The organism is Kosakonia cowanii JCM 10956 = DSM 18146 (assembly GCF_001975225.1).
Taxonomy (GTDB): domain Bacteria; phylum Pseudomonadota; class Gammaproteobacteria; order Enterobacterales; family Enterobacteriaceae; genus Kosakonia; species Kosakonia cowanii.
Genome location: NZ_CP019445.1, coordinates 3,800,679 through 3,818,966, shown reverse-complemented (window position 1 = coordinate 3,818,966; position 18,288 = coordinate 3,800,679). Strand labels below are relative to the sequence as shown.

The 18,288-nt window shown below is 60.0% G+C and carries 13 protein-coding genes and 1 pseudogene; 6 read left to right on the top strand and 8 right to left on the bottom strand.

The genetic code is table 11. The annotated features are described in order from the left end of the window. Nucleotides 1-37: 37 nt before the first annotated feature. Nucleotides 38-736, top strand: a complete 699-nt coding sequence (locus BWI95_RS18075) for a helix-turn-helix domain-containing protein (protein ID WP_094419701.1) — start codon at nucleotides 38-40, stop codon at nucleotides 734-736. Here the strand turns inward: BWI95_RS18075 and BWI95_RS18070 are convergent. Genes BWI95_RS18070 through BWI95_RS18050 form a run of 5 tightly spaced genes read right to left on the bottom strand, consistent with a single transcriptional unit; the run spans nucleotide 719 to nucleotide 5,576 of the window. Continuing rightward, nucleotides 719-1,312 (bottom strand): beta/alpha barrel domain-containing protein, encoded by a 594-nt coding sequence (locus tag BWI95_RS18070; protein ID WP_076769974.1) that lies wholly within the window; start codon nucleotides 1,310-1,312, stop codon nucleotides 719-721. The two genes, BWI95_RS18075 and BWI95_RS18070, sit on opposite strands and share 18 nt — an antisense overlap. Continuing rightward, nucleotides 1,302-2,195 carry a 2-dehydro-3-deoxygalactonokinase gene (locus tag BWI95_RS18065; RefSeq protein WP_076769973.1) on the bottom strand — a complete coding sequence of 298 codons (894 nt, stop codon included), beginning with the start codon at nucleotides 2,193-2,195 and terminating at the stop codon, nucleotides 1,302-1,304. Before BWI95_RS18065 ends, BWI95_RS18070 begins: the two co-directional genes overlap by 11 nt. Next, complete coding sequence (locus BWI95_RS18060; protein WP_042712278.1) at nucleotides 2,192-3,088, bottom strand: dihydrodipicolinate synthase family protein; 897 nt, start codon at nucleotides 3,086-3,088, stop codon at nucleotides 2,192-2,194. Before BWI95_RS18060 ends, BWI95_RS18065 begins: the two co-directional genes overlap by 4 nt. Then, nucleotides 3,082-4,245: a mandelate racemase/muconate lactonizing enzyme family protein gene (locus BWI95_RS18055; protein WP_076769972.1), complete on the bottom strand. Its 1,164-nt coding sequence runs from the start codon at nucleotides 4,243-4,245 to the stop codon at nucleotides 3,082-3,084. The genes BWI95_RS18060 and BWI95_RS18055 overlap by 7 nt, the downstream gene beginning before the upstream one ends. A 17-nt stretch (nucleotides 4,246-4,262) precedes the next feature. After that, entirely contained in the window at nucleotides 4,263-5,576 is a 1,314-nt protein-coding gene (locus BWI95_RS18050) for an MFS transporter (RefSeq protein ID WP_076769971.1), read from the bottom strand. Nucleotides 5,577-6,449: 873 nt separating this feature from the next. On the opposite strand from BWI95_RS18050, the gene BWI95_RS18040 reads away from it, so the two are divergent. The 4 genes from BWI95_RS18040 to BWI95_RS18025 are packed head-to-tail and all read left to right on the top strand — an operon-like array spanning nucleotide 6,450 to nucleotide 10,904. Continuing rightward, the gene (locus BWI95_RS18040; protein WP_054804186.1) at nucleotides 6,450-6,905 is read left to right on the top strand and encodes a MarR family transcriptional regulator; all 456 of its coding nucleotides are present in this window, start codon (nucleotides 6,450-6,452) and stop codon (nucleotides 6,903-6,905) included. Nucleotides 6,906-6,927: 22 nt separating this feature from the next. Further along, nucleotides 6,928-8,100 carry an efflux RND transporter periplasmic adaptor subunit gene (locus tag BWI95_RS18035; protein ID WP_076769970.1) on the top strand — a complete coding sequence of 391 codons (1,173 nt, stop codon included), beginning with the start codon at nucleotides 6,928-6,930 and terminating at the stop codon, nucleotides 8,098-8,100. 10 nt (nucleotides 8,101-8,110) lie between these two features. Continuing rightward, nucleotides 8,111-9,646: a DHA2 family efflux MFS transporter permease subunit gene (locus tag BWI95_RS18030; protein WP_076769969.1), complete on the top strand. Its 1,536-nt coding sequence runs from the start codon at nucleotides 8,111-8,113 to the stop codon at nucleotides 9,644-9,646. A 22-nt stretch (nucleotides 9,647-9,668) separates the two neighbouring features. Beyond that, nucleotides 9,669-10,904 carry an MFS transporter gene (locus BWI95_RS18025; protein WP_042716430.1) on the top strand — a complete coding sequence of 412 codons (1,236 nt, stop codon included), beginning with the start codon at nucleotides 9,669-9,671 and terminating at the stop codon, nucleotides 10,902-10,904. A gap of 803 nt (nucleotides 10,905-11,707) precedes the next feature. On the opposite strand, the gene BWI95_RS18020 is transcribed toward BWI95_RS18025, so the two are convergent. After that, entirely contained in the window at nucleotides 11,708-14,101 is a 2,394-nt protein-coding gene (locus BWI95_RS18020) for a phosphoketolase family protein (RefSeq protein WP_076769968.1), read from the bottom strand. Nucleotides 14,102-14,207: 106 nt separating this feature from the next. Here BWI95_RS18020 and BWI95_RS18015 point away from each other — a divergent pair, with 106 nt between their 5' ends. Beyond that, entirely contained in the window at nucleotides 14,208-16,031 is a 1,824-nt protein-coding gene (locus tag BWI95_RS18015; RefSeq protein ID WP_076769967.1) for a glycoside hydrolase family 15 protein, read from the top strand. A gap of 9 nt (nucleotides 16,032-16,040) precedes the next feature. On the opposite strand, the pseudogene BWI95_RS18010 reads toward BWI95_RS18015, so the two are convergent. Together BWI95_RS18010 and BWI95_RS18005 are read right to left on the bottom strand one after the other, a co-directional pair. Continuing rightward, a pseudogene (locus BWI95_RS18010) lies at nucleotides 16,041-16,774 on the bottom strand (MerR family transcriptional regulator). Nucleotides 16,775-16,865: 91 nt separating this feature from the next. Then, nucleotides 16,866-18,086 carry a diguanylate phosphodiesterase gene (locus BWI95_RS18005; RefSeq protein WP_076769966.1) on the bottom strand — a complete coding sequence of 407 codons (1,221 nt, stop codon included), beginning with the start codon at nucleotides 18,084-18,086 and terminating at the stop codon, nucleotides 16,866-16,868. Nucleotides 18,087-18,288 lie beyond the last annotated feature (202 nt).

Here is an 18,288-nt window from a genome sequence, read left to right as displayed (position 1 = left end):
AGCAGCGCAAATAAGCGAAGCGGCAGAGAATAGATGAATGACGAAATTGAACAGTACGGTATTTGACGCGTTTCGCTGCCTGAATTTACTGGCGACCGGCAACCGCGCGTTTGGCATTCGTGAGATTGGACGCGAGCTGGCGCTGGACTCGGCGAAAGTGACGCGCCTGATGCAAACCTTACTCGCATTAGAGATGGTGCAGCAGGATGCAAAGCGCAAATATCGCCTCGGTATGGGTATTCACCGCCTCTCCGCCAGCGCGATCCATCACTCCGCTTTTTATACCGCCGCGCTGGAGATGCTGGAAGAGACCGGTAGCCATAACGTCTCGATTGTGATTGGCGTGCTCAGCGGCAACCAGGTGGTCTACCTGCTGCATACGCGCGGTGGCAAAAGCATCGCCCGCGCGATTGGCAATTATGAGTCCTGGCCGGTGCGCGATTCGGTGATTGGCATCAAGCTGCTCGCCACCCTCAGCGATGAGGAGATCATCAACCGTATCGGCATCCACGATTACCATCTTTTGCAGCAGGATATTGAGCAGGCGCGCCAGCACCAGGTGTTTGGCAAGGCGTGGGCGCCGGGGGATTACCGGCTGGCCTGCATCATTCCGGGCATGCAGGCGGCGATTGCGCTCTCCAACATCGGTGGCGACAAGGTGAATATCGACACCCTGCGCCAGTTTCTCATCTCCGCCGCGCGCAAGATCAGCGGCGAATCACTCCCCCCGGTGTAATAACTGCTGGCAGCGCTGCGCAGTCACCGCCGCCGTCTGCCCCGGTTTATAGAGCGATGAGCCAATTCCAACGCTGTCGTAATGGGCGAGATAAGCCGCCGCATTACTGACATCGACGCCGCCGACGGCAGAGAAGGGCACTGCCTTCGAGAGCGGGCCTTTGATCATCTGCGGAAAGTTGAGCGGCAGCGCTGAAGCAGGGAAGATCTTCAGCACATCCACCCCCAGTTCGCAGGCGCGAAAAATTTCACTGCTGCTGAACACCCCGGCGCAGACGCGCAGCCCCTGCTGCTGCGCTGCCTCAACCACGCGGGCGTCGAGGTTTGGCGTCAGGATAAACTGCGCCCCGGCCGCGCGGCACGCCGTCACCTGCTGCGCGGTCAACACGGTGCCTGCCCCGAGCGTGATGGCGTCGCCAAACACCGAGGCCACGCGCGCAAGGCTGCTCTCCCACTGCGGCGAGTTGGTAGTGATCTCAATGGTAGTAATGCCGTGATCGCGCAGGCAGGCCACCTGTTCGATGCACTCGGCGGGCGCGATCCCGCGCAGGATGGCGACAATCTGCTCAGGCTTCATCACGGAACACCTCATTCAGCCCGGCGATCAGCGCCTGCTCCGCCTCAAGGGTGGTGAAGGGGAGATCGAGCGCCTCGCAGGCGAGGGCATAGCGCGGCAGCAACGCACGGCTGCCAATAAAGCAGACCGCCTCATGGCGCGGGTGGCCCTGCAGGATCTCATGGGCAATGAGTAAACCCGACAGCCATGCGCCTGCTGCGGCCGGGTCAAGATCGCCGAGAATATAGTGCCCGCGACAGCGAAACAGCTCGCTCACCAGCGTTGTTTCGCCGTGCTCAACCTGCCGGGCAGTGGCCACGCCGCGCAGAAACGCCTCGTCTGATGCCGACTGCTCTGGCAGCCCTTTGCCGACAATCGAGTGGTTGAGCACCAGATTCCACAGCTCGCCGGTCATCAGGGTGCGCAGGCTCTCCACCTGCTGCTGCGCGCGGTTGACCGTCAGCCATTTACTGTGGGTGCCGACGGCGGCGAAGGTCTGGCTGGTGGTCAGGGTTAGCGCACCGGCAAGTTGCATCTCCTCCCCGCGGCAGATCTCCATCACCCGCCGGTCGCAAATACCAGGACGCAGCGTGACAGGGTTGGGCAGAATGCCCGGCAGCGCGCGCCCCTTTGCCGTCAGTTGGGCAAAACTGAGCGGCAGCGCCAGATAGCCCGCGTCCGCGAGGCCAATATTGCTGCCGACCATGCCGCATAACAGCACCGGCAGCGTCTCATCCCACCCCTCTTCAAGGCGCAACAGCTGTTCGCGCAGAATATCCGGCAGCGCCTCGCGCGCGCATTTGCCCACCCCGCACCCGGCTTCAACGCTGCGATACACCTCGCCGTTACGCACGCTGAGGGCGCGGAAATTGCTGCTGCCCCAGTCCACCGCGATGTAGTTCATCGGCTCGCCTCCAGCACCGCCAGCGGCAGGGCACGGGTCAGATCGCGCAGTTCATCACGCGTTGCCTCATCAAGCCCTTTTGCCGGTTCACGCACTACATCGGTGGCGAAAATGCCCGCCTGATGCAGCACGGTTTTGTGGATGGCAACACCCAGACCCGGCTGCACGCCGTAGCGCAGGAAGGGGAGGTAGCGGTAGAAAATGGCCTGCGCTTCCTGTTTGTCGTGCTGCCAGGCGTGAAGGATGGCGTTAATCACCTCCGGGAATTCGCAGGCGGGCATGGTGCCGATAATGCCCCGGCGCAGCTCCTCATAGAGAAAACCGCCATTCAGGCCACCAAACAGCCCGACGCGATCGCCGAGCGCCTGCTTAAGCGCGCTGATCTTCAGCGTGGTCGGCGGTTGCTCCACCTTGATGTATTTGATGGAGGGAAAATCCTCGCACAGCTTCACCAGCGTCGGCACCGGGATGTTCACGCCGGTCATCAGCGGCGCATCCTGCACCATGATGTCAATGTCACAGGCGGAGCAGATATCGCGCCAGAAGTTGTAGATCTCCTGCGGGCCGGGTTTCACCACTGACGGCGGGTTGACCATCGCCACCTGCGCCCCCCAGCGCTGCACGCGCTGAATATCTTCAATCGCCACCACTGCCGAGGCACCGCCTGCGGCAGCAATAAGGGGCAACGCGCCGGTCAGACGTTTTACACAGGCAAACAGCGCCTCTTTTTCCCCGGTCGTTAGCGCATAACCTTCCGACGCATTGCCAAACAGCGCCAGCCCGTCGATCCCCTGGGCCAGCAGAAATTTCACTAACTTCTCGATGGAGCCAAAGTCCACCGCACCATGCTCATCAAACGCCGTCGCCAGAATTGGCACATTACCCTTTAACATGTGACCCTCATTACCGATTCGCGTACCCGCGCTTCATTAATTGCAATTCCCAAACCTGCCCCCTGCGGCAGCGTATAGTGACCCGCTTCGCACACCAGCGGCGTATCGAGCAACTGGTTGGCAAGCTCAAACACCGGCGGCTGATACTCAAGCATGAAGAGATTCGGCAGCGCGGCGGCGACGTGGATCGACGCGGCAATGCAGGGCCCGAGGCCGACGCTCAGGTGCGGCGCGACCTGCAAATTCCAGGTCTGCGCAAGGGAGGCGATATGCATCAGCTCGGTAATGCCGGTACGCCCGACATCCGGCTGCACAATGTCCATCGCCCGCTGTTCAATAAACGGCTTGAACTGGTAGCGGGTACGCTCGGTTTCGCCCAGCGCAATCGGCAGCGGGCTTTTTGCCCGCAATTCGCGATGCCCGGCGATATCCTCCGGCAGTAGCGGCGCTTCAAGAAAGCCGACGCCAAGGGGATGCAGCGCGTTGGCCAGCTCTGCCGCCTGCGCCACGCTGTAGTTCCAGTGGGCATCAAGAAAGAGGCTGGCTTGCGGGCCGAGGGCGTCACGAATGGCACGCACATTCTCAATGTCCTGCTGCACGCCGTAGCCAAGCGCCAGCTTGATGGCGTTGAAGCCTTTCTGCTGCCAGCGCAACGCCAGCGCGCAGCGCGCCGGAAGATCCGGCTCCGGCAGGCCCGAGACATAGCAGGGGATCTGCTCGCGGAATGCGCCGCCGAGCAGCTGGTAAACCGGCTGGTTGAGGATCTGGCCTTTCAGATCCCACAGCGCGATATCCACCGCCGCCAGCGCGTCAATGTGATACCCGGTGATATGGCCGCGATCGCGCATCGCGTCATACATCCGCGCATTGAGCACCTGGCTGGCAAAGGGCGACTGGCCGGTTAACAGCGGCGCAAAGAGCTGCGTAATTATCTCGGCAATCACCTGCGGCACGACGGGGGCGAGGGCTTCGCCCCAGCCTACGTGGCCGCTGTCGGTGGTGATTTTGACCAGGCAGGTCTCCATCTTGCGCGAATAGACGCAGCGGTACTCCGGGCGGTAGTAGTAATCGCTGTCGCTCGCCTTGACCTCGCCGCCGAGATAGGCCTGCGGCGTGGTGATTTTGAGCGGAAAACAGTCGATACGGCTGATCTTCATGACAACTCCAGGTCAGGTTAATCGAGAACTTTGCCGGCGGTCTCTTTGGCGATCCACACGACAATAAAAGAGATAAGGGCAGTGCCCATCACGTACCACGCCGGGGAGAGCGGGTCGCCGGTCAGGGTGATAAGCCCCGCCGAGGCGAACGGCGTTACGCCGCCAAAAACTGCAACCGTGAGGTTATAGGCGATGGCGATGCTGCCGTAGCGGATGGCGGTCGGGAACAGCTCGACCATCGCCGCACCGCAGCCGCCGTTAAACATGGCAACAAACACGCCGAGCAGGCTCATGGCGGCAATCGAGGCGCCTACCGATCCCTGGCTCATCAGCAGCATCGCCGGCCAGGTGAAGAGAATGAAACCGCCGCAGCCCATTAACATTAGCGGGCGTCGGCCCCAGCGATCCGACAGATAGCCGGTCAGCGGCATACAGATCGCCACGCTCAGCAGCCCTAAGGTGGTGATGAGGTAGGAGTCGGTGCGGCTGTAGTGCAGATGTGTAGAGAGATAACCCGGCATAAAAGATTGCAGCACCCAGCTGCTTACCGCTTTCACCACCACAAAGCCGGTGCAAAACAGCAGGGCGGTCATTGAGGTGGAGAGGGTTTTACGCAGCGGTGAGGCTTCGATTTTGCCGCTGGCTTTCAGCTTATGGAACTCGGCAGAGTCTTCCATATTGCGGCGCATATAGAGCCCACCGAGGCCAAGCGGGGCGGCCAGCAGGAAAGGAATGCGCCAGCCCCAGTCGTTCATCGTTGCTTCGCCGAGGGTATGGGTGAGCAGCAGCACCAGCCCGGAGCCGCAGACAAAGGCCATAAAGCTGAAGTTTTCGCTCCAGCAGGTGAGCGTCGCGCGACGGTGCGGCGGCGCGCTCTCGGCGAGATAGGTGATAACACCAGAGCTTTCACCCCCGGCGGCGAAGCCCTGCACCAGGCGGGTGAGCACCAGCAGTATCGGCGCGATGATCCCGGCCTGCTGGAAGGTGGGCAAGATGCCCATCACAAAGGTGGAGATGGAGGTGATAACGATCACTGTCACCAGCACTTTGCGCCGCCCCTGGCGGTCGCCCATTGAGCCGAAGAAGAGGCCGCCGAGCGGGCGCATTAAGAAGCCGGAGCCGAAGACGGCGAAGGATTTCAGCAGGCCGATCGCCGGATCATCGCTGACAAAGAAGTTGCTGGCGATGATCGCCGCCAGCGTGCCGTAAAGGCCGAAGTCGAACCATTCGATAAAGTGCCCGACGCCCGCCGAAAGCATAATTTTGGCGGTGCGACGGGCCGGCACTTTCTGCTCTGTGCCGTCGTAGGGCTGTGAGGTGGTGTGCTCCATTGAGCCTCCCGTAGTGAGTAGGGTATCTGCGTTGTTGTTATCGTGCAGGGAGTGTTGGGGATCGAAAGCGTGCAGGCGAGCGGCGTGTTGTGTTGCGTGAGGCTTATCAAAGATTGCGCGGGGAAAGTGCTTCATATAGTGAAGCAATGGGGTTCGGGCATTAGCCGATGCGATTCGCCCTTGTAGGCCGGATAAGGCGAAAGCCGCCATCCGGCAATGGGCCTGGTATGTGGCATTGGTGGAAGGGTTCCGTTCACCAGGCGCTGGGGAGTTTCATTAACCACTTATGCGGTGAACGGGACAAAGGGAGCGGCCGCGCTCCCCTTGTCAATCCCCGCGGCCCCGCGAGGAAATCGGTGCTGCGCACTGCGCTCACCTCCCGCGCGCCTGACTGCGGCCGGCTCGACTCGACTTACTCGTCCCATCCATGGGACTCGCCCCTTCGGGGCCAGCGCAAGCGCTGTTCAAAATTGCTCCCGGCAATTTTGTCCCTGTCTCGGTTCGCCTCTGTCCGCCATCCCTGGCGTCCAGACCTTGCCATTCACGCTCCGGTTCGCCGATTTCAGCGGGGACACAACCCCCATCGCTGTCATATCGAAGATAAAAAAAACCGGTGTCGCTGAAACATTGCCGGATGGCGCGTACCGCTTATCCGGCCTACGGAGCACCGATGCATAGGCTTTTGTAGGCCGGATAAGGCGAAAGCCGCCATCCGGCATTGCGGGGATGCCCGATGGCGCTGCGCTTATCGGGCCAACAAGTGCCGGGTAGGGTTGCCGGAAACTGACAAAATGTGCGCTTATCTTGACAATCCATTGACACTTATCTGCCTGGTCAGTAATTTCATTTGTAATTATTGACCAGGCAAATATCATGACAAATTCTGCGGATAACCCCAACCCGAAGCTGCACCTCGGCCTGCTGATCCATCTGGCAAACCAGTTCAAAGACCAGCTTCTCAGCCACTACTTTTCGCCGGCGGATATCACCGCCGCGCAGTTCAAGGTGCTGATCAGCATCTATAAAGGCTTCACCAGCCCGGTCGAAGTGAGCAAAAACCTGTTGATGGACGCCGGTGCCATGAGCCGCATGCTTGAGCGCATGGTAAAGCGCGACCTGGTGGTGCGCACCACCAACCCCGACGATAAACGCCAGGTGATCCTCGGCCTGACGGAGAAGGGGCGGGCAATTTGCGATCGCTTCCAGAATGAGGCGCTGGCATCGATCCTCACCTCACTCACCGAGCGTCTCACCGATGATGAAGCGCAACAGCTGGTGACGCTGCTGATCAAAATGCTGCCTGACGGCGCAACTCAACCCTATCGCTAAGTTTTCCTGAAAGGTGATCAAGATGACCGATTCAGCAGCTCAACCTGCACGCGCGCCGAGTAAACGTAAGCGCAACTTCGCCATTCTGTTTGTGCTGCTGGTGGTTATCGCCGCCGGCGGCCTGGCCTGGTATCTGCTCTATGCCCGCTATTACGAAACCACCGATGACGCCTATGTCAGCGCCAACCAGGTGACGCTGACGCCACAGATTGGCGGTACTGTCACCCAGGTTGCCGTCGATGAGGGCGACTTTGTGCAAAAAGGGCAGCCGCTGGTGCTGCTCGACCCGGCCGATACGGAAATTGCGCTGCAACAGGCGCAGGCCAACCTCGCCAGCACCGTGCGCCAGGTACGCGGGCTTTACAGCACGGCGGATAACTACCGTGCGCAGGTGGCGGCGAAAAAAGTGGCGCTGCAAACGGCGCAGAGTGACTACGCGCGTCGGCAGAAGATTTTCGCCACCGGCGCGGTCACCGCTGAGGATTTAGCCCATTATCGTGACAACGTCACCAGTGCGAAAAGTGACCTGATTGCCGCGCAGCAGGCGCTCAACACCAATATGGCAATGGTTGACGACACTGTTATCGACAGTCATCCGGAGATTAAAAGCGCCATCGCCACCCTGCGTCAGCGCTTTCTCGATAACGCCCGCAGCACCATCGTTGCACCGGTGAGCGGCTATGTGGCAAAGCGCGCGGTGCAACTTGGCATGCGTGTCGATTCCGGCACCACGCTGTTGTCGATTGTGCCGCTCGATCAGGTGTGGGTAGATGCCAACTTCAAAGAGAGCCAGATGAGCACCATGCGCCTCGGGCAGAAAGTGACGCTGACTGCCGATCTCTATGGTGATGACGTGGAGTATCACGGCACGATTGAGAGCCTCGGCATTGGTACCGGCAGCGCCTTCTCCCTGCTGCCCGCGCAGAACGCCAGCGGCAACTGGATCAAGATTGTCCAGCGCCTGCCGGTGCGCATTACCCTCGACCCCCATGATATGCAGAAACATCCGCTGCGCGTTGGTTTGTCGATGGCCGCCCGCGTCGATATTCGCGACACCGAAGGGCACCTGCTGCCGCAGCAGAGCGTCGCGCAGCCGCGTTTCGCAACAGACGTCTACCAGAATGCGCTTGATAAGGCCGACGCGCTGGTGGCGAAGATCCTTCATGATAATAGCCAGCCGGTAGCCGCCCGCTAAGAGAGACGCGATGCAAGATAAATCGGCATTTACGCCGCCCAGCCTGGTGCTGGCGACGATTGCGCTGTCGCTGGCGACCTTTATGCAGGTGCTGGACACCACCATCGCCAACGTGGCGCTGCCGACCATTGCGGGCAATCTCGGCGTTAGCGCCGATCAGGGCACCTGGGTCATCACCTCGTTTGCGGTGTGTAACGCCATTGCGCTGCCGCTCACCGGCTGGTTTACCCGCCGCTTTGGTCAGCTGCGGCTGTTTGTCGGCTCGGTGGCGCTCTTTACCCTGGCGTCATTTCTCTGCGGCTTTGCCCACAGCATGACGGAGCTGATTATCTTCCGTGCGCTACAGGGCTTTTTCGCCGGACCGATGTTTCCGATGTGCCAGACGCTGCTGCTGGTCATTTTCCCCACCAGTAAACGCAGCATGGCGCTGGCGCTGCTCTCAATGGTGACGGTGGTGGCACCGATTGTCGGGCCGATCACCGGCGGCTGGATCACCGATAACTACGCCTGGCCGTGGATCTTTTACATTAACGTGCCGATTGGTATCTTCGCGGCGATTGTCGTCTGGATGCAGCTGCGCGAGCGGGAAGAGACCACTACCACCTCGCCGATTGATTACATCGGCATTGCGCTGCTGGTGCTTGGCGTCGGCCTGCTGCAAGTGGTGCTCGATAAGGGCAACGATCTCGACTGGTTCGCCTCGAACGAAATTATCGTGATGTCGGTGCTCTCGGCGATTGCGCTGGTGTCGTTTGTGATGTGGGAACTTGGCGAGCAGCACCCGATTGTTAACCTGCGGCTGTTCAAAGATCGCAACTTCGCCATCGGCACCGCCACGCTGACCCTCGGCTACGCGGCCTTTTTCGCCATCAACATTATTTTGCCGCAGTGGCTGCAAACCCAGATGGGCTACACGGCGATCTGGGCCGGGCTGGCGGCGGCACCAATGGGCTTTCTGCCGCTGCTGCTGACGCCGTTTATTGGACGCTATGCTCATAAAGTTGACCTGCGTATTCTGGCAACGCTGTCGTTTCTGACCATGGGCGCCTCCTGCCTGCTGCGTGCGCAGTTCAATACCGAGGTCGATTTCCGCACCATTGCCGAAGTGCAGATGTTTATGGGCATTGGCGTGGCATTCTTCTTTATGCCCATCACCACCATTGTGCTCTCTAACCTGCACGGCCAGGCGGTGGCGGAAGGCTCTGGCCTGGCGACCTTTTTCCGCGTGCTGGGCGGCTCGTTTGCCTCCTCGCTCACCACTTGGATCTGGTCACGGCGCGAGATTTACCACCATGCCACTCTCAGCGAAAGTGTCTCGCAGTGGAACTCGGCGGCGACGGACTATCTGCATAAGATGGGCGGCGCGACGCAGCAGCACCTGGCGGCGGTGGATAAAACCCTTGAGCAGCAGGCCTATATGCTGTCGACTATCGACTACTTCTGGCTGCTGGGGTGGCTCTTTTTAGCACTGATGATTGTTATCTGGTTTGCCCGCCCGCCGTTTGTGCGTAGCGGTGCGCCCGGCGCGCCGTCGGCCGGACATTAATTACCACCCATAGAGAGATGTTATGGCACCCCTGTTATCCGCCAGCGATGGCCGTTTATTGCAGCACCGATCCTTTGTCGCCTTCTGGCTGGCGCGCACCAGCTCCAGCTTTGGCTTTCAGATGTTGTCGATTATTGTCGGCTGGCAGATCTACTCCCAGACGCAGAGCGCCTTCTGGCTGGGGATGATTGGCCTGGTGCAGTTTATTCCCTCCCTGACGCTGGCGCTGCCCGCCGGGCATATCGCCGATCAATTTGACCGCCGTCGCGTGGTGCTGCTGTCGCAGGTGTGCGAGTGGGTGGCGATTGTCGCGCTCGCCTGGCTCACCTGGCAGGGGGACGCCAGCGTTGGCGTCATCCTGGCGCTGATTTTTGTTATCTCCTGCGCGAAAACCGTCGAATCGCCGTCGATGATCTCAATGCTACCGGCGTTGGTTCCGGCCTCGATTCTGCCACGCGCCACGGCGGCGAATGCAGTCTCCGGCCAGGCGGCGCAGATCGTTGGCCCGGCGCTGGGCGGCTTTCTCTACGCTGCGGGCGCGGATGTGGTTTATAGCGTCACGGCGGCGCTCTATCTGCTCTCGCTGCTGCTGGTGATCACCCTGAGCTATGAGCAGGCGCAGCCAAAACGCACGCCCGCGACGCTCTCTTCCCTCTTTGCCGGGGTGCGGTTTATCCGTAACCGGCCGGATGTGCTGGGGGTGATCTCACTCGATCTCTTCGCCGTGCTGCTCGGCGGTGCGACGGCGCTGCTGCCGATTTTCGCCCACGATGTGTTGCATACCGGCCCGCTCGGGCTGGGGCTGCTGCGCAGTGCGCCAGCGGTGGGCGCGCTGCTGGTTGGCTTCTGGCTAAGCCACCGTGCGCTGACGCGCCGTGTCGGCATCATTATGTTTATGTCGGTCGCGGGTTTTGGTGTGGCGACGCTGGTGTTTGCCTTCTCAAGCTGGATGTGGCTCTCGCTGCTGGCGCTGTTTGCGCTCGGCGGGTTTGACATGATTAGCATGGTGATCCGTGGCTCGCTGGTACAGCTTGATACGCCGGATGAGATGCGCGGGCGGGTCAATGCGGTCAACTCGATTTTTATCAATACCTCCAATCAGCTTGGGGAGTTTGAGTCCGGGATGCTTGCCGCATGGCTGGGGGCGGTGCCCGCGGCGGCGATTGGCGGGGTGGGGACGCTGATTGTGGTGGCGCTGTGGATGAGGTGGTTTCCGGGGTTGCGGCATCGGCAGCGGCTGGAGAGTGATGCTGGGTGATTTGCCATCCGGGCGATGGGGCTTGCATGGGGGCATTGGTGGAATGTTTCCGTTCACCGGGAGTTGGGGAGTTTCATTCATCTCTTGTGCGGTGAACGGGATAAGGGAAGCGGCCGCGCTCCCCTTATCAATCCCCGCGGCCCCGCGAGGAAATCGGTGCTGCGCACTGCGCTCACCTCCCGCGTGCCTGACTGCGGCCGGCTCGACTCGACTTACTCGTTCCATTCTGGAACTCGTCCATGTCTCGGTTCGCCTCTGTCCGCCATCCATGGCGTCCAGACCTTGTCATTCCCGCTTCGGTTCGCCGATTTCAGCGGGGGTCAACACCGTCGCTGTGAGATGGATATCCAATGAAAAACAGTCGCTGCTGGAACCGCGTAGGCCGGATAAGCGTTCACGCGCCATCCGGCATTATTCCCGCCACGCCATTGCCGGATGGCGGCTACGCCTTATCCGGCCTACCAAACCGGAGCCCGCTGAAACGGCCCAGGCCGGATCAGCGTTCACGCGCCATCCGTTATTATCACCGCCATACCAATTGCCGGATGGCGGCTACGCCTTATCCGGCCTACCAAACCGGAGCCCGCTGAAACGGCGTAAGCCGGATAAGCGTTCACGCGCCATCCGTTATTATCACCGCCATACCAATTGCCGGATGGCGGCTACGCCTTATCCGGCCTACCAAACCGGAGCCCGCTGAAACGGCGTAGGCCGGATAAGCGTTCACGCGCCATCCGGCATTATTCCCGCCACGCCATTGCCGGATGGCGGCTACGCCTTATCCGGCCTGGCGATTGCAGAGGTTACTCGGGGGCGCCGCCGTCGCCCTGCGCGGAGGGCCATTTCCAGCCGCGGACTTCGGGTAAATCTTCCCCGTGTTCGCGCACGTAGCGGTGATGCTCGGCGATCTTTTCTGCCAGCTCATCCAGCACCGCATCCGCTCTACCTTGCAGGGAGGAGGTGCGCACAATTGCCTCCTGCGCCAGGTGGAAGCGGTCCAGCTCATTCATCACCGTCATATCGAACGGTGTGGTGGTGGTGCCTTCCTCCATAAACCCGCGCACGTGGAAATTGCCATGGTTATTGCGCGGGTAGGTGAGGCGATGGATCAGGCTCGGGTAGCCGTGGAAGGCGAAAATCACCGGTTTATCCGCTGTAAAGATGGCGTCAAACGCCTCATCGCTCAGGCCGTGCGGGTGCTGCTCTGCCGTTTGCAGCGCCATCAAATCGACAACGTTCACCACCTGAATGCGCAGATCCGGGAAGTAGTCGCGCAGCAGATCGACCGCCGCCAGCGTCTCCATCGTTGGCACATCACCGGCGCAGGCCATCACCACATCCGGTTCTTCACCCTCGGCCACCGTGCCCGCCCAGTGCCAGATGCCCATACCCGCCGCGCAGTGTTGCTGCGCCGCTTCAAGGTTGAGCCACTGCGGCGCAGGCTGCTTGCCAGCGACAATCACGTTAATGCGATCCCAGGTCTTCAGGCAGTGATCCGCCACGCAGAGCAGGGTGTTGGCATCAGGCGGCAGATAGACACGCACGATATCGGCTTTCTTATTCACCACGTGGTCGATAAAACCAGGATCCTGATGGCTGTAACCATTGTGATCCTGACGCCAGACGTGAGACGAGAGCAGGTAGTTAAGGGATGAGATTGGCTCACGCCACGGCAGTTTGCGCGTCACCTTCAGCCACTTGGCGTGCTGGTTAAACATCGAATCGACAATATGGATAAAGGCTTCATAACAGTTAAACAGGCCGTGCCGCCCGGTGAGCAGATAGCCCTCAAGCCAGCCCTGGCACTGATGTTCGCTGAGGATCTCCATCACCCGGCCATCGGCGGCAAGCTGCTCGTCGTAGGGTTTGACCGGCTCCTGCCAGGTGCGGCTGGTGACATCAAACACTTTGCTTAAGCGGTTCGAGGCGGTCTCATCCGGGCCAAACAGGCGAAAGTTATCCCGGTTGCGCTGGAAGATGCCCGCCAGATAAGCGCCGAGCGCAGCGGTGGATTCCGCCTGCGTCTCGCCGGGCGAGGTGACATCAACGGCGTAATCGGCAATCGCCGGAGTATTAAGCTCGCGGCGCAGACGGCCGCCATTGGCCCATGGCGTGGCGCCCATGCGTTTGTCGCCCTCGGGTGCCAGCGCGGCCAGCTCCGGGCGCAGCCGCCCCTGCTCGTCAAACAGATCCTCAGGCTGATAGCTGCGCATCCACTCTTCGAGGATCTGCCGGTGACCGTCATCTTCCCGGCAGGAGGAGACCGGCACCTGGTGCGCGCGCCAGAAGTCTTCCACTTTTTTACTATCCACCGTTTGCGGCCCGGTCCACCCTTTCGGGCTGCGCATAATAATCATCGGCCAGCGCGGTAACTCTTCAGCGGCTTCACCGCTGCGCGCCTGCTGCTGGTAGTGGCGAATACGCTCCAGCGCCTGCTCCAGCGTCTGCGCCATCTGGCGGTGCATCTTCTCCGGCTCATGACCGCTGACAATCAGCGGCTCGTAGCCGTAGCCGCGAAACAGATGCAGCAGATCCTCATCGCTACTGCGCCCAAGAATGGTCGGGTTAGCGATTTTATAGCCGTTGAGATGGAGGATCGGCAGCACCGCGCCATCGCGCGCGGCGTTGAGAAATTTAATACCGAACCAGCTCGACGCCAGCGGCCCGGTCTCCGCTTCGCCGTCACCAATCACGCAGGCGGCAATCAGCGACGGGTTATCAAACACCGCGCCAAAGGCGTGGGAGAGGGAGTAGCCCAGCTCGCCGCCTTCGTTAATCGACCCCGGCGTTTCCGGTGCGGCGTGGCTTGGAATGCCGCCCGGAAAGGAGAACTGGCGAAAGAGGGTTTTCATCCCCTGCGCGTCCTGGCTCACCTGCGGGTAGATCTCGCTGTAGCTCCCCTCAAGCCAGGTGTTCGCCACCATGCCTGGCCCGCCGTGTCCGGGGCCGCAGATGTAGATCATATCGAGATCGTGCTGGCGAATGGCGCGGTTGAGATGGGCATAGATAAAGTTCAGCCCCGGCGTGGTGCCCCAGTGGCCGAGCAGGCGCGGTTTGATATGTTCAGGCTTAAGCGGCTCGCGCAGCAGCGGGTTATCCATCAGGTAGATCTGCCCGACAGAGAGGTAGTTGGCCGCGCGCCAGTAGCGGTCGAGCAGGTGTAGTTGATCATCGGGAAGTGAGGCGTATTGCGTCATGCGTTTCTCCGCGTCAGTGAAGTGAGTTCCTGTTAAGCCTGGCACAGATGCGGGAACCCTTTGCGTCACCTACGCTTAAAGCGTAACCGCACGCATAAGGATCCGAATGAAAACCGACACTCAGACCACCGCCGTGATTGATAAGCACGGCATTATCGGCAACCTGCGGACCTGCGCGCTGGTGACCGTTGAAGGGGCGATTGATTTTCTCTGCTGGCCCAATCTCGACAGCCCTTCCGTTTTTAGCTCGCTGCTCGATGCTAAACGGGGCGGCTACTTCGCCGTCGCGCCGTTGGGCGAGGGCTGGCGCGCCATTCAGCACTATTTGCCGGATACCAATGTGTTGCAAACCCGCTGGCTCTCGAATGAGACGATGGTGGAGCTGACGGACTTTATCGCCATCAACGAGGATGACGAAGCCAACCCGCTGATCGTGCGGCAAATCACCCTTATCTATGGCGAGGCGACCATTAAGCTCCACTGCTCGCCGCGCTTCAATTACGCCAGCGACGTGCCGGAGGTGAAGGAGGATAAACGGGTTTATCACTTTAAGGGCAAGAAAGGCGCGGCACTGTCGCTGGCCTCATCCGAAACATTACAGGTGAAAAAAGGGCTGGTCGAAGGGGAGTTCACGCTTAAAACGGGCGAAACCGCGACCTTTGTGCTCGGTGACAGCAAAGTGAAGCATGCGGCGCTAAAACAGGTGGCGGCGATGCGCCAGCGCACGCTTGCCTACTGGCAAAGCTGGGTGGCGCAGAGCAAATACAGCGGCCGCTGGCGCGAAGCGGTAACGCGCTCTTCGCTGGTGCTAAAGCTGCTCACCTCGCAGCGCTACGGCTCGATTGCCGCGGCGGCGACTTTTGGCCTGCCGGAGTTGCCCGGCGGCGAGCGTAACTGGGATTACCGCGCCACCTGGCTGCGCGACGCCTCTTTTAGCTGCTATGCGTTGATCCGCTTAGGTTATGTGGAGGAGGCAAAAGCCTTCGGCGCGTGGATCGGCAGCTGTATGGAGAACAGTAAGTTCGACCCGAAAAAGTTGCAGGTGATGTACCGCCTCGACAGCGGAACGGATCTCACCGAAGAGGAGCTGCCGCACCTTGCTGGCTACCTCAACTCCCGGCCGGTGCGCAAAGGCAACGAAGCCTATAAACAGCTGCAACTCGATATCTACGGCGAACTGATGGACGCCGTCTATCTGACGACCAAATATGGCGACAACATCTCCCATCGTGCGTGGGGGCATGTGATGCGGCTGGTGGATTATGTCTGCGAGATCTGGGATTCACCCGATGCCGGCATCTGGGAGATGCGCGGCGAGCCGGAGAACTTTCTCTACTCGCGCCTGATGTGCTGGGTGGCGCTCGACCGCGCGCTGCGCCTGGGTGCCAAGCGGTCGCTCTCAATGCCGTTTGCCCGTTGGGAGGCGACGCGGCAGAAGATCCGCGACGACATCTGGCATAACTTCTGGAATGAGAAGCTCGGCCACTTTACCTCAACGCGCAACGGCAGCGATGTCGATGGTTCGATGCTGCTGATGCCGCTGTTTCGCTTTATCGGCGCCAAAGATCCTGACTGGCTGGCAACGCTCGACGCTATCCGCACAAAGTTAATGCGCGACGGCATGGTGCGGCGTTATTTGCAGGAGGAGACCCCGGCGGATTCGCTCCAGGGGGAGGAGGGCTATTTTGCGCCATGCTCCTTCTGGTATGTCGAATGCCTGGCGCGGGCGGATTTTGTCGATGAAGCGCGCATTGAGTTTGAGAAACTGCTGCACTACGCCAACCACCTTGGGCTTTACGCCGAGGAGTTCGATCAGCGCGGCTTCCCGCTCGGCAACTTCCCGCAGGCGTTGACGCATCTGGCGCTGATCAGTGCCGCGTTCTACTTAGATAAAAAGATGTCCGGGAATCAGCAAACCTGGCAGCCGTAAGGCTGCGGTTTACTGCGGGCCGTGAAAGGTGAGGGCGAAGCCCTGCTCCTGCCAGTGGGTAAACTGCTGTGACTGGCGCTGGGTCAGCGCTTTGCCCGTCCAGACCACCAGCTGCTTTCCCGGGAAAAACTCCGGGTGCGGGAGTCGAGCGGATCGGCGAGCACATCCAGAGACCAGCCCTGCTGCGAGAAGCGCCAGGCTTCCAGCCACAGGCGCGTACGATCGTCATTGTTCCAGGCAATAAACAGCGCCTCTTTACTTCCCTGCTGGCGATTGAGGGCCAGGCGGGTGACGGCAAAGTCGATCAATACACCGTCCAGCAGGCTTAAGATCACCCGCGCGGTGTTCTGATCCCGCGCCAGCAGCAGGCGCACCGGCATAATCACTTCATCGATAAATTGATCGACGCTGTATTTACGCCCCATATCCAGCACCATGGCGCGCAGCCTGGCCGGGTTAACCTGGCGCAGGGTTGCCAGCAGATCTTCCTGCACTTTTGCCCAGCCCTGCTCGACGCCGACGGGCGTCTCATCCAGCAACGCTTTTACTTTACTGACCGAGACGCCGCTTTCGATAAAGCGTTTAATGGCCTCAATGCGCAGAATGTCCGCTTCGTCAAACTGACGATGGCCGCCCTCGCTGCGCTGGGGCTTTAGCAAACCGTAACGACGTTGCCATGCGCGAAGTGTGACGGGGTTAATTCCGCACCGTTCTGCCACTTCGCCAATACTGTAAAACGCCATGACTTCCTCGTAACCCCGATATACACCCGCAAAGCCTAGTTAAGCCTTGCAGGCTGTACAAGCACTTTGTACAGCTTTACTTAAGGAGCAATTAAGCATCGTCCTGTTTTTCTGGCCAGCAGACTGCTGGAATACCGTTGATATCCGGGCGCGCGAAGAGGTAGCCCTGGAACTGGGAGATACCCGCCGACTCCAGCCACATCCACTCTTCAGCTTTCTCGACACCGACGGCGGAGATCTGAATTTCAAGGGATGTACAACATTTGATGATCGCCTGCACAATCGCCTGGCGTGAGCCGCTCTTATGCACATCCTGGATCAGATCGCGGTTGATTTTGATGCGGTCCGGCTGGAACTGCGCCAGCAGCAGCAGGCCCGCAAAGCCGGCGCCAAAGTGGTCAATTGCCACGCGGATGCCGGCGCCTTTCAGCAACTTCACCGCTTCGGTGAACTCTTCGAGGCGCGAAATGATCTCGCTCTCGGTGAACTCAACGATAATCTGCTCCGGCACCAGCCCGTTAGCCTCAATCTCGCGTAGGATAAACTCGACCGCACCGGGCACTTCAACCAGCGTCATCGGCAGCAGGTTGACCGAGAGGGTCTGCGCGCCAATATCCAGCGCGGTGGCCATTGCGAACGCCACTTTCTTACTCTCAAGATCGGCGTTATAGAGGGCATCACCCGTCAGGCCGTCAAAGTAGGCCTGCGGTGCATCGCCAGAAGGGGTACGCAGCAGGGCTTCAATCGCTACCACTTTGCGGGCGAAGGGATCGATCAGCGGCTGAAAGGCAAAGCGGCAGTCGGTGCTGGTGGCGGCAACGGACGCGGGCAGGGTAACGGCGCTGCCGTCGGGAACGAACTCCCACTCGTCGTCGACCGGGATCTCAAAGTAGTTCTCTTTCTGGCCCTCTTCGACAAAGGTCTGGAAGAACTGCAGCGCGCGGTCGTCATAAATAAGCTGGTATTTTGAGGTGCCTTTATCCAGCACCGTTTGCAGCACCTCTTCCCGGTCGTAGGCGCGCAGATCAAACAGCTCCATCCCGGCTTTACCAAAGCGTCGTGACGGCGCGTAGTCGCGCAGCAGCTCCACAACGTTAAAGTGGCGCTCATCATTGCAGATGGCGTTGTAAATCGGATCCAGCGTCTCTTCCGGCCCTTCAAGCAGCTGGAAGAAGTGGGTGCCATTAAACAGCAGAATGCCGGTTACGTTGGCCTGGCTGTTTTTTTGATTGGCCGCTTCAACCATCCCTTCAAGCATCGAAAACGATACGTTGTCGCGAAAATGGCTGCGGTAAATGAGGGTGGTGAGCATAAGCGTTCCGAAACGGGTGAATGAGCGCTCACACTACCAGATGCAAAGTACCTCGTCTCCCTTGATTTAGCAGAGAATTATGCTGTTTGTGCCGCTTGTACACGCGGCTTTTCAGCTTGTACAACCTTGTTCAACCGCGTAAAAATTTTCCTGGTTATAATCACCTGATAAATATAAAGATTGTGAAATATTCATTAGATGG

Coding starts and splice junctions, on each gene's coding strand:
- BWI95_RS18035 (WP_076769970.1), top strand. CDS start 6,928: ATGACCGATTCAGCAGCTCAACCTGCACGCGCGCCGAGTAAACGTAAG.
- BWI95_RS18040 (WP_054804186.1), top strand. CDS start 6,450: ATGACAAATTCTGCGGATAACCCCAACCCGAAGCTGCACCTCGGCCTG.
- BWI95_RS18055 (WP_076769972.1), bottom strand. CDS start 4,245: ATGAAGATCAGCCGTATCGACTGTTTTCCGCTCAAAATCACCACGCCG.
- BWI95_RS18050 (WP_076769971.1), bottom strand. CDS start 5,576: ATGGAGCACACCACCTCACAGCCCTACGACGGCACAGAGCAGAAAGTG.
- BWI95_RS18005 (WP_076769966.1), bottom strand. CDS start 18,086: ATGCTCACCACCCTCATTTACCGCAGCCATTTTCGCGACAACGTATCG.
- BWI95_RS18060 (WP_042712278.1), bottom strand. CDS start 3,088: ATGTTAAAGGGTAATGTGCCAATTCTGGCGACGGCGTTTGATGAGCAT.
- BWI95_RS18030 (WP_076769969.1), top strand. CDS start 8,111: ATGCAAGATAAATCGGCATTTACGCCGCCCAGCCTGGTGCTGGCGACG.
- BWI95_RS18020 (WP_076769968.1), bottom strand. CDS start 14,101: ATGACGCAATACGCCTCACTTCCCGATGATCAACTACACCTGCTCGAC.
- BWI95_RS18075 (WP_094419701.1), top strand. CDS start 38: ATGACGAAATTGAACAGTACGGTATTTGACGCGTTTCGCTGCCTGAAT.
- BWI95_RS18065 (WP_076769973.1), bottom strand. CDS start 2,195: ATGAACTACATCGCGGTGGACTGGGGCAGCAGCAATTTCCGCGCCCTC.
- BWI95_RS18015 (WP_076769967.1), top strand. CDS start 14,208: ATGAAAACCGACACTCAGACCACCGCCGTGATTGATAAGCACGGCATT.
- BWI95_RS18070 (WP_076769974.1), bottom strand. CDS start 1,312: ATGAAGCCTGAGCAGATTGTCGCCATCCTGCGCGGGATCGCGCCCGCC.
- BWI95_RS18025 (WP_042716430.1), top strand. CDS start 9,669: ATGGCACCCCTGTTATCCGCCAGCGATGGCCGTTTATTGCAGCACCGA.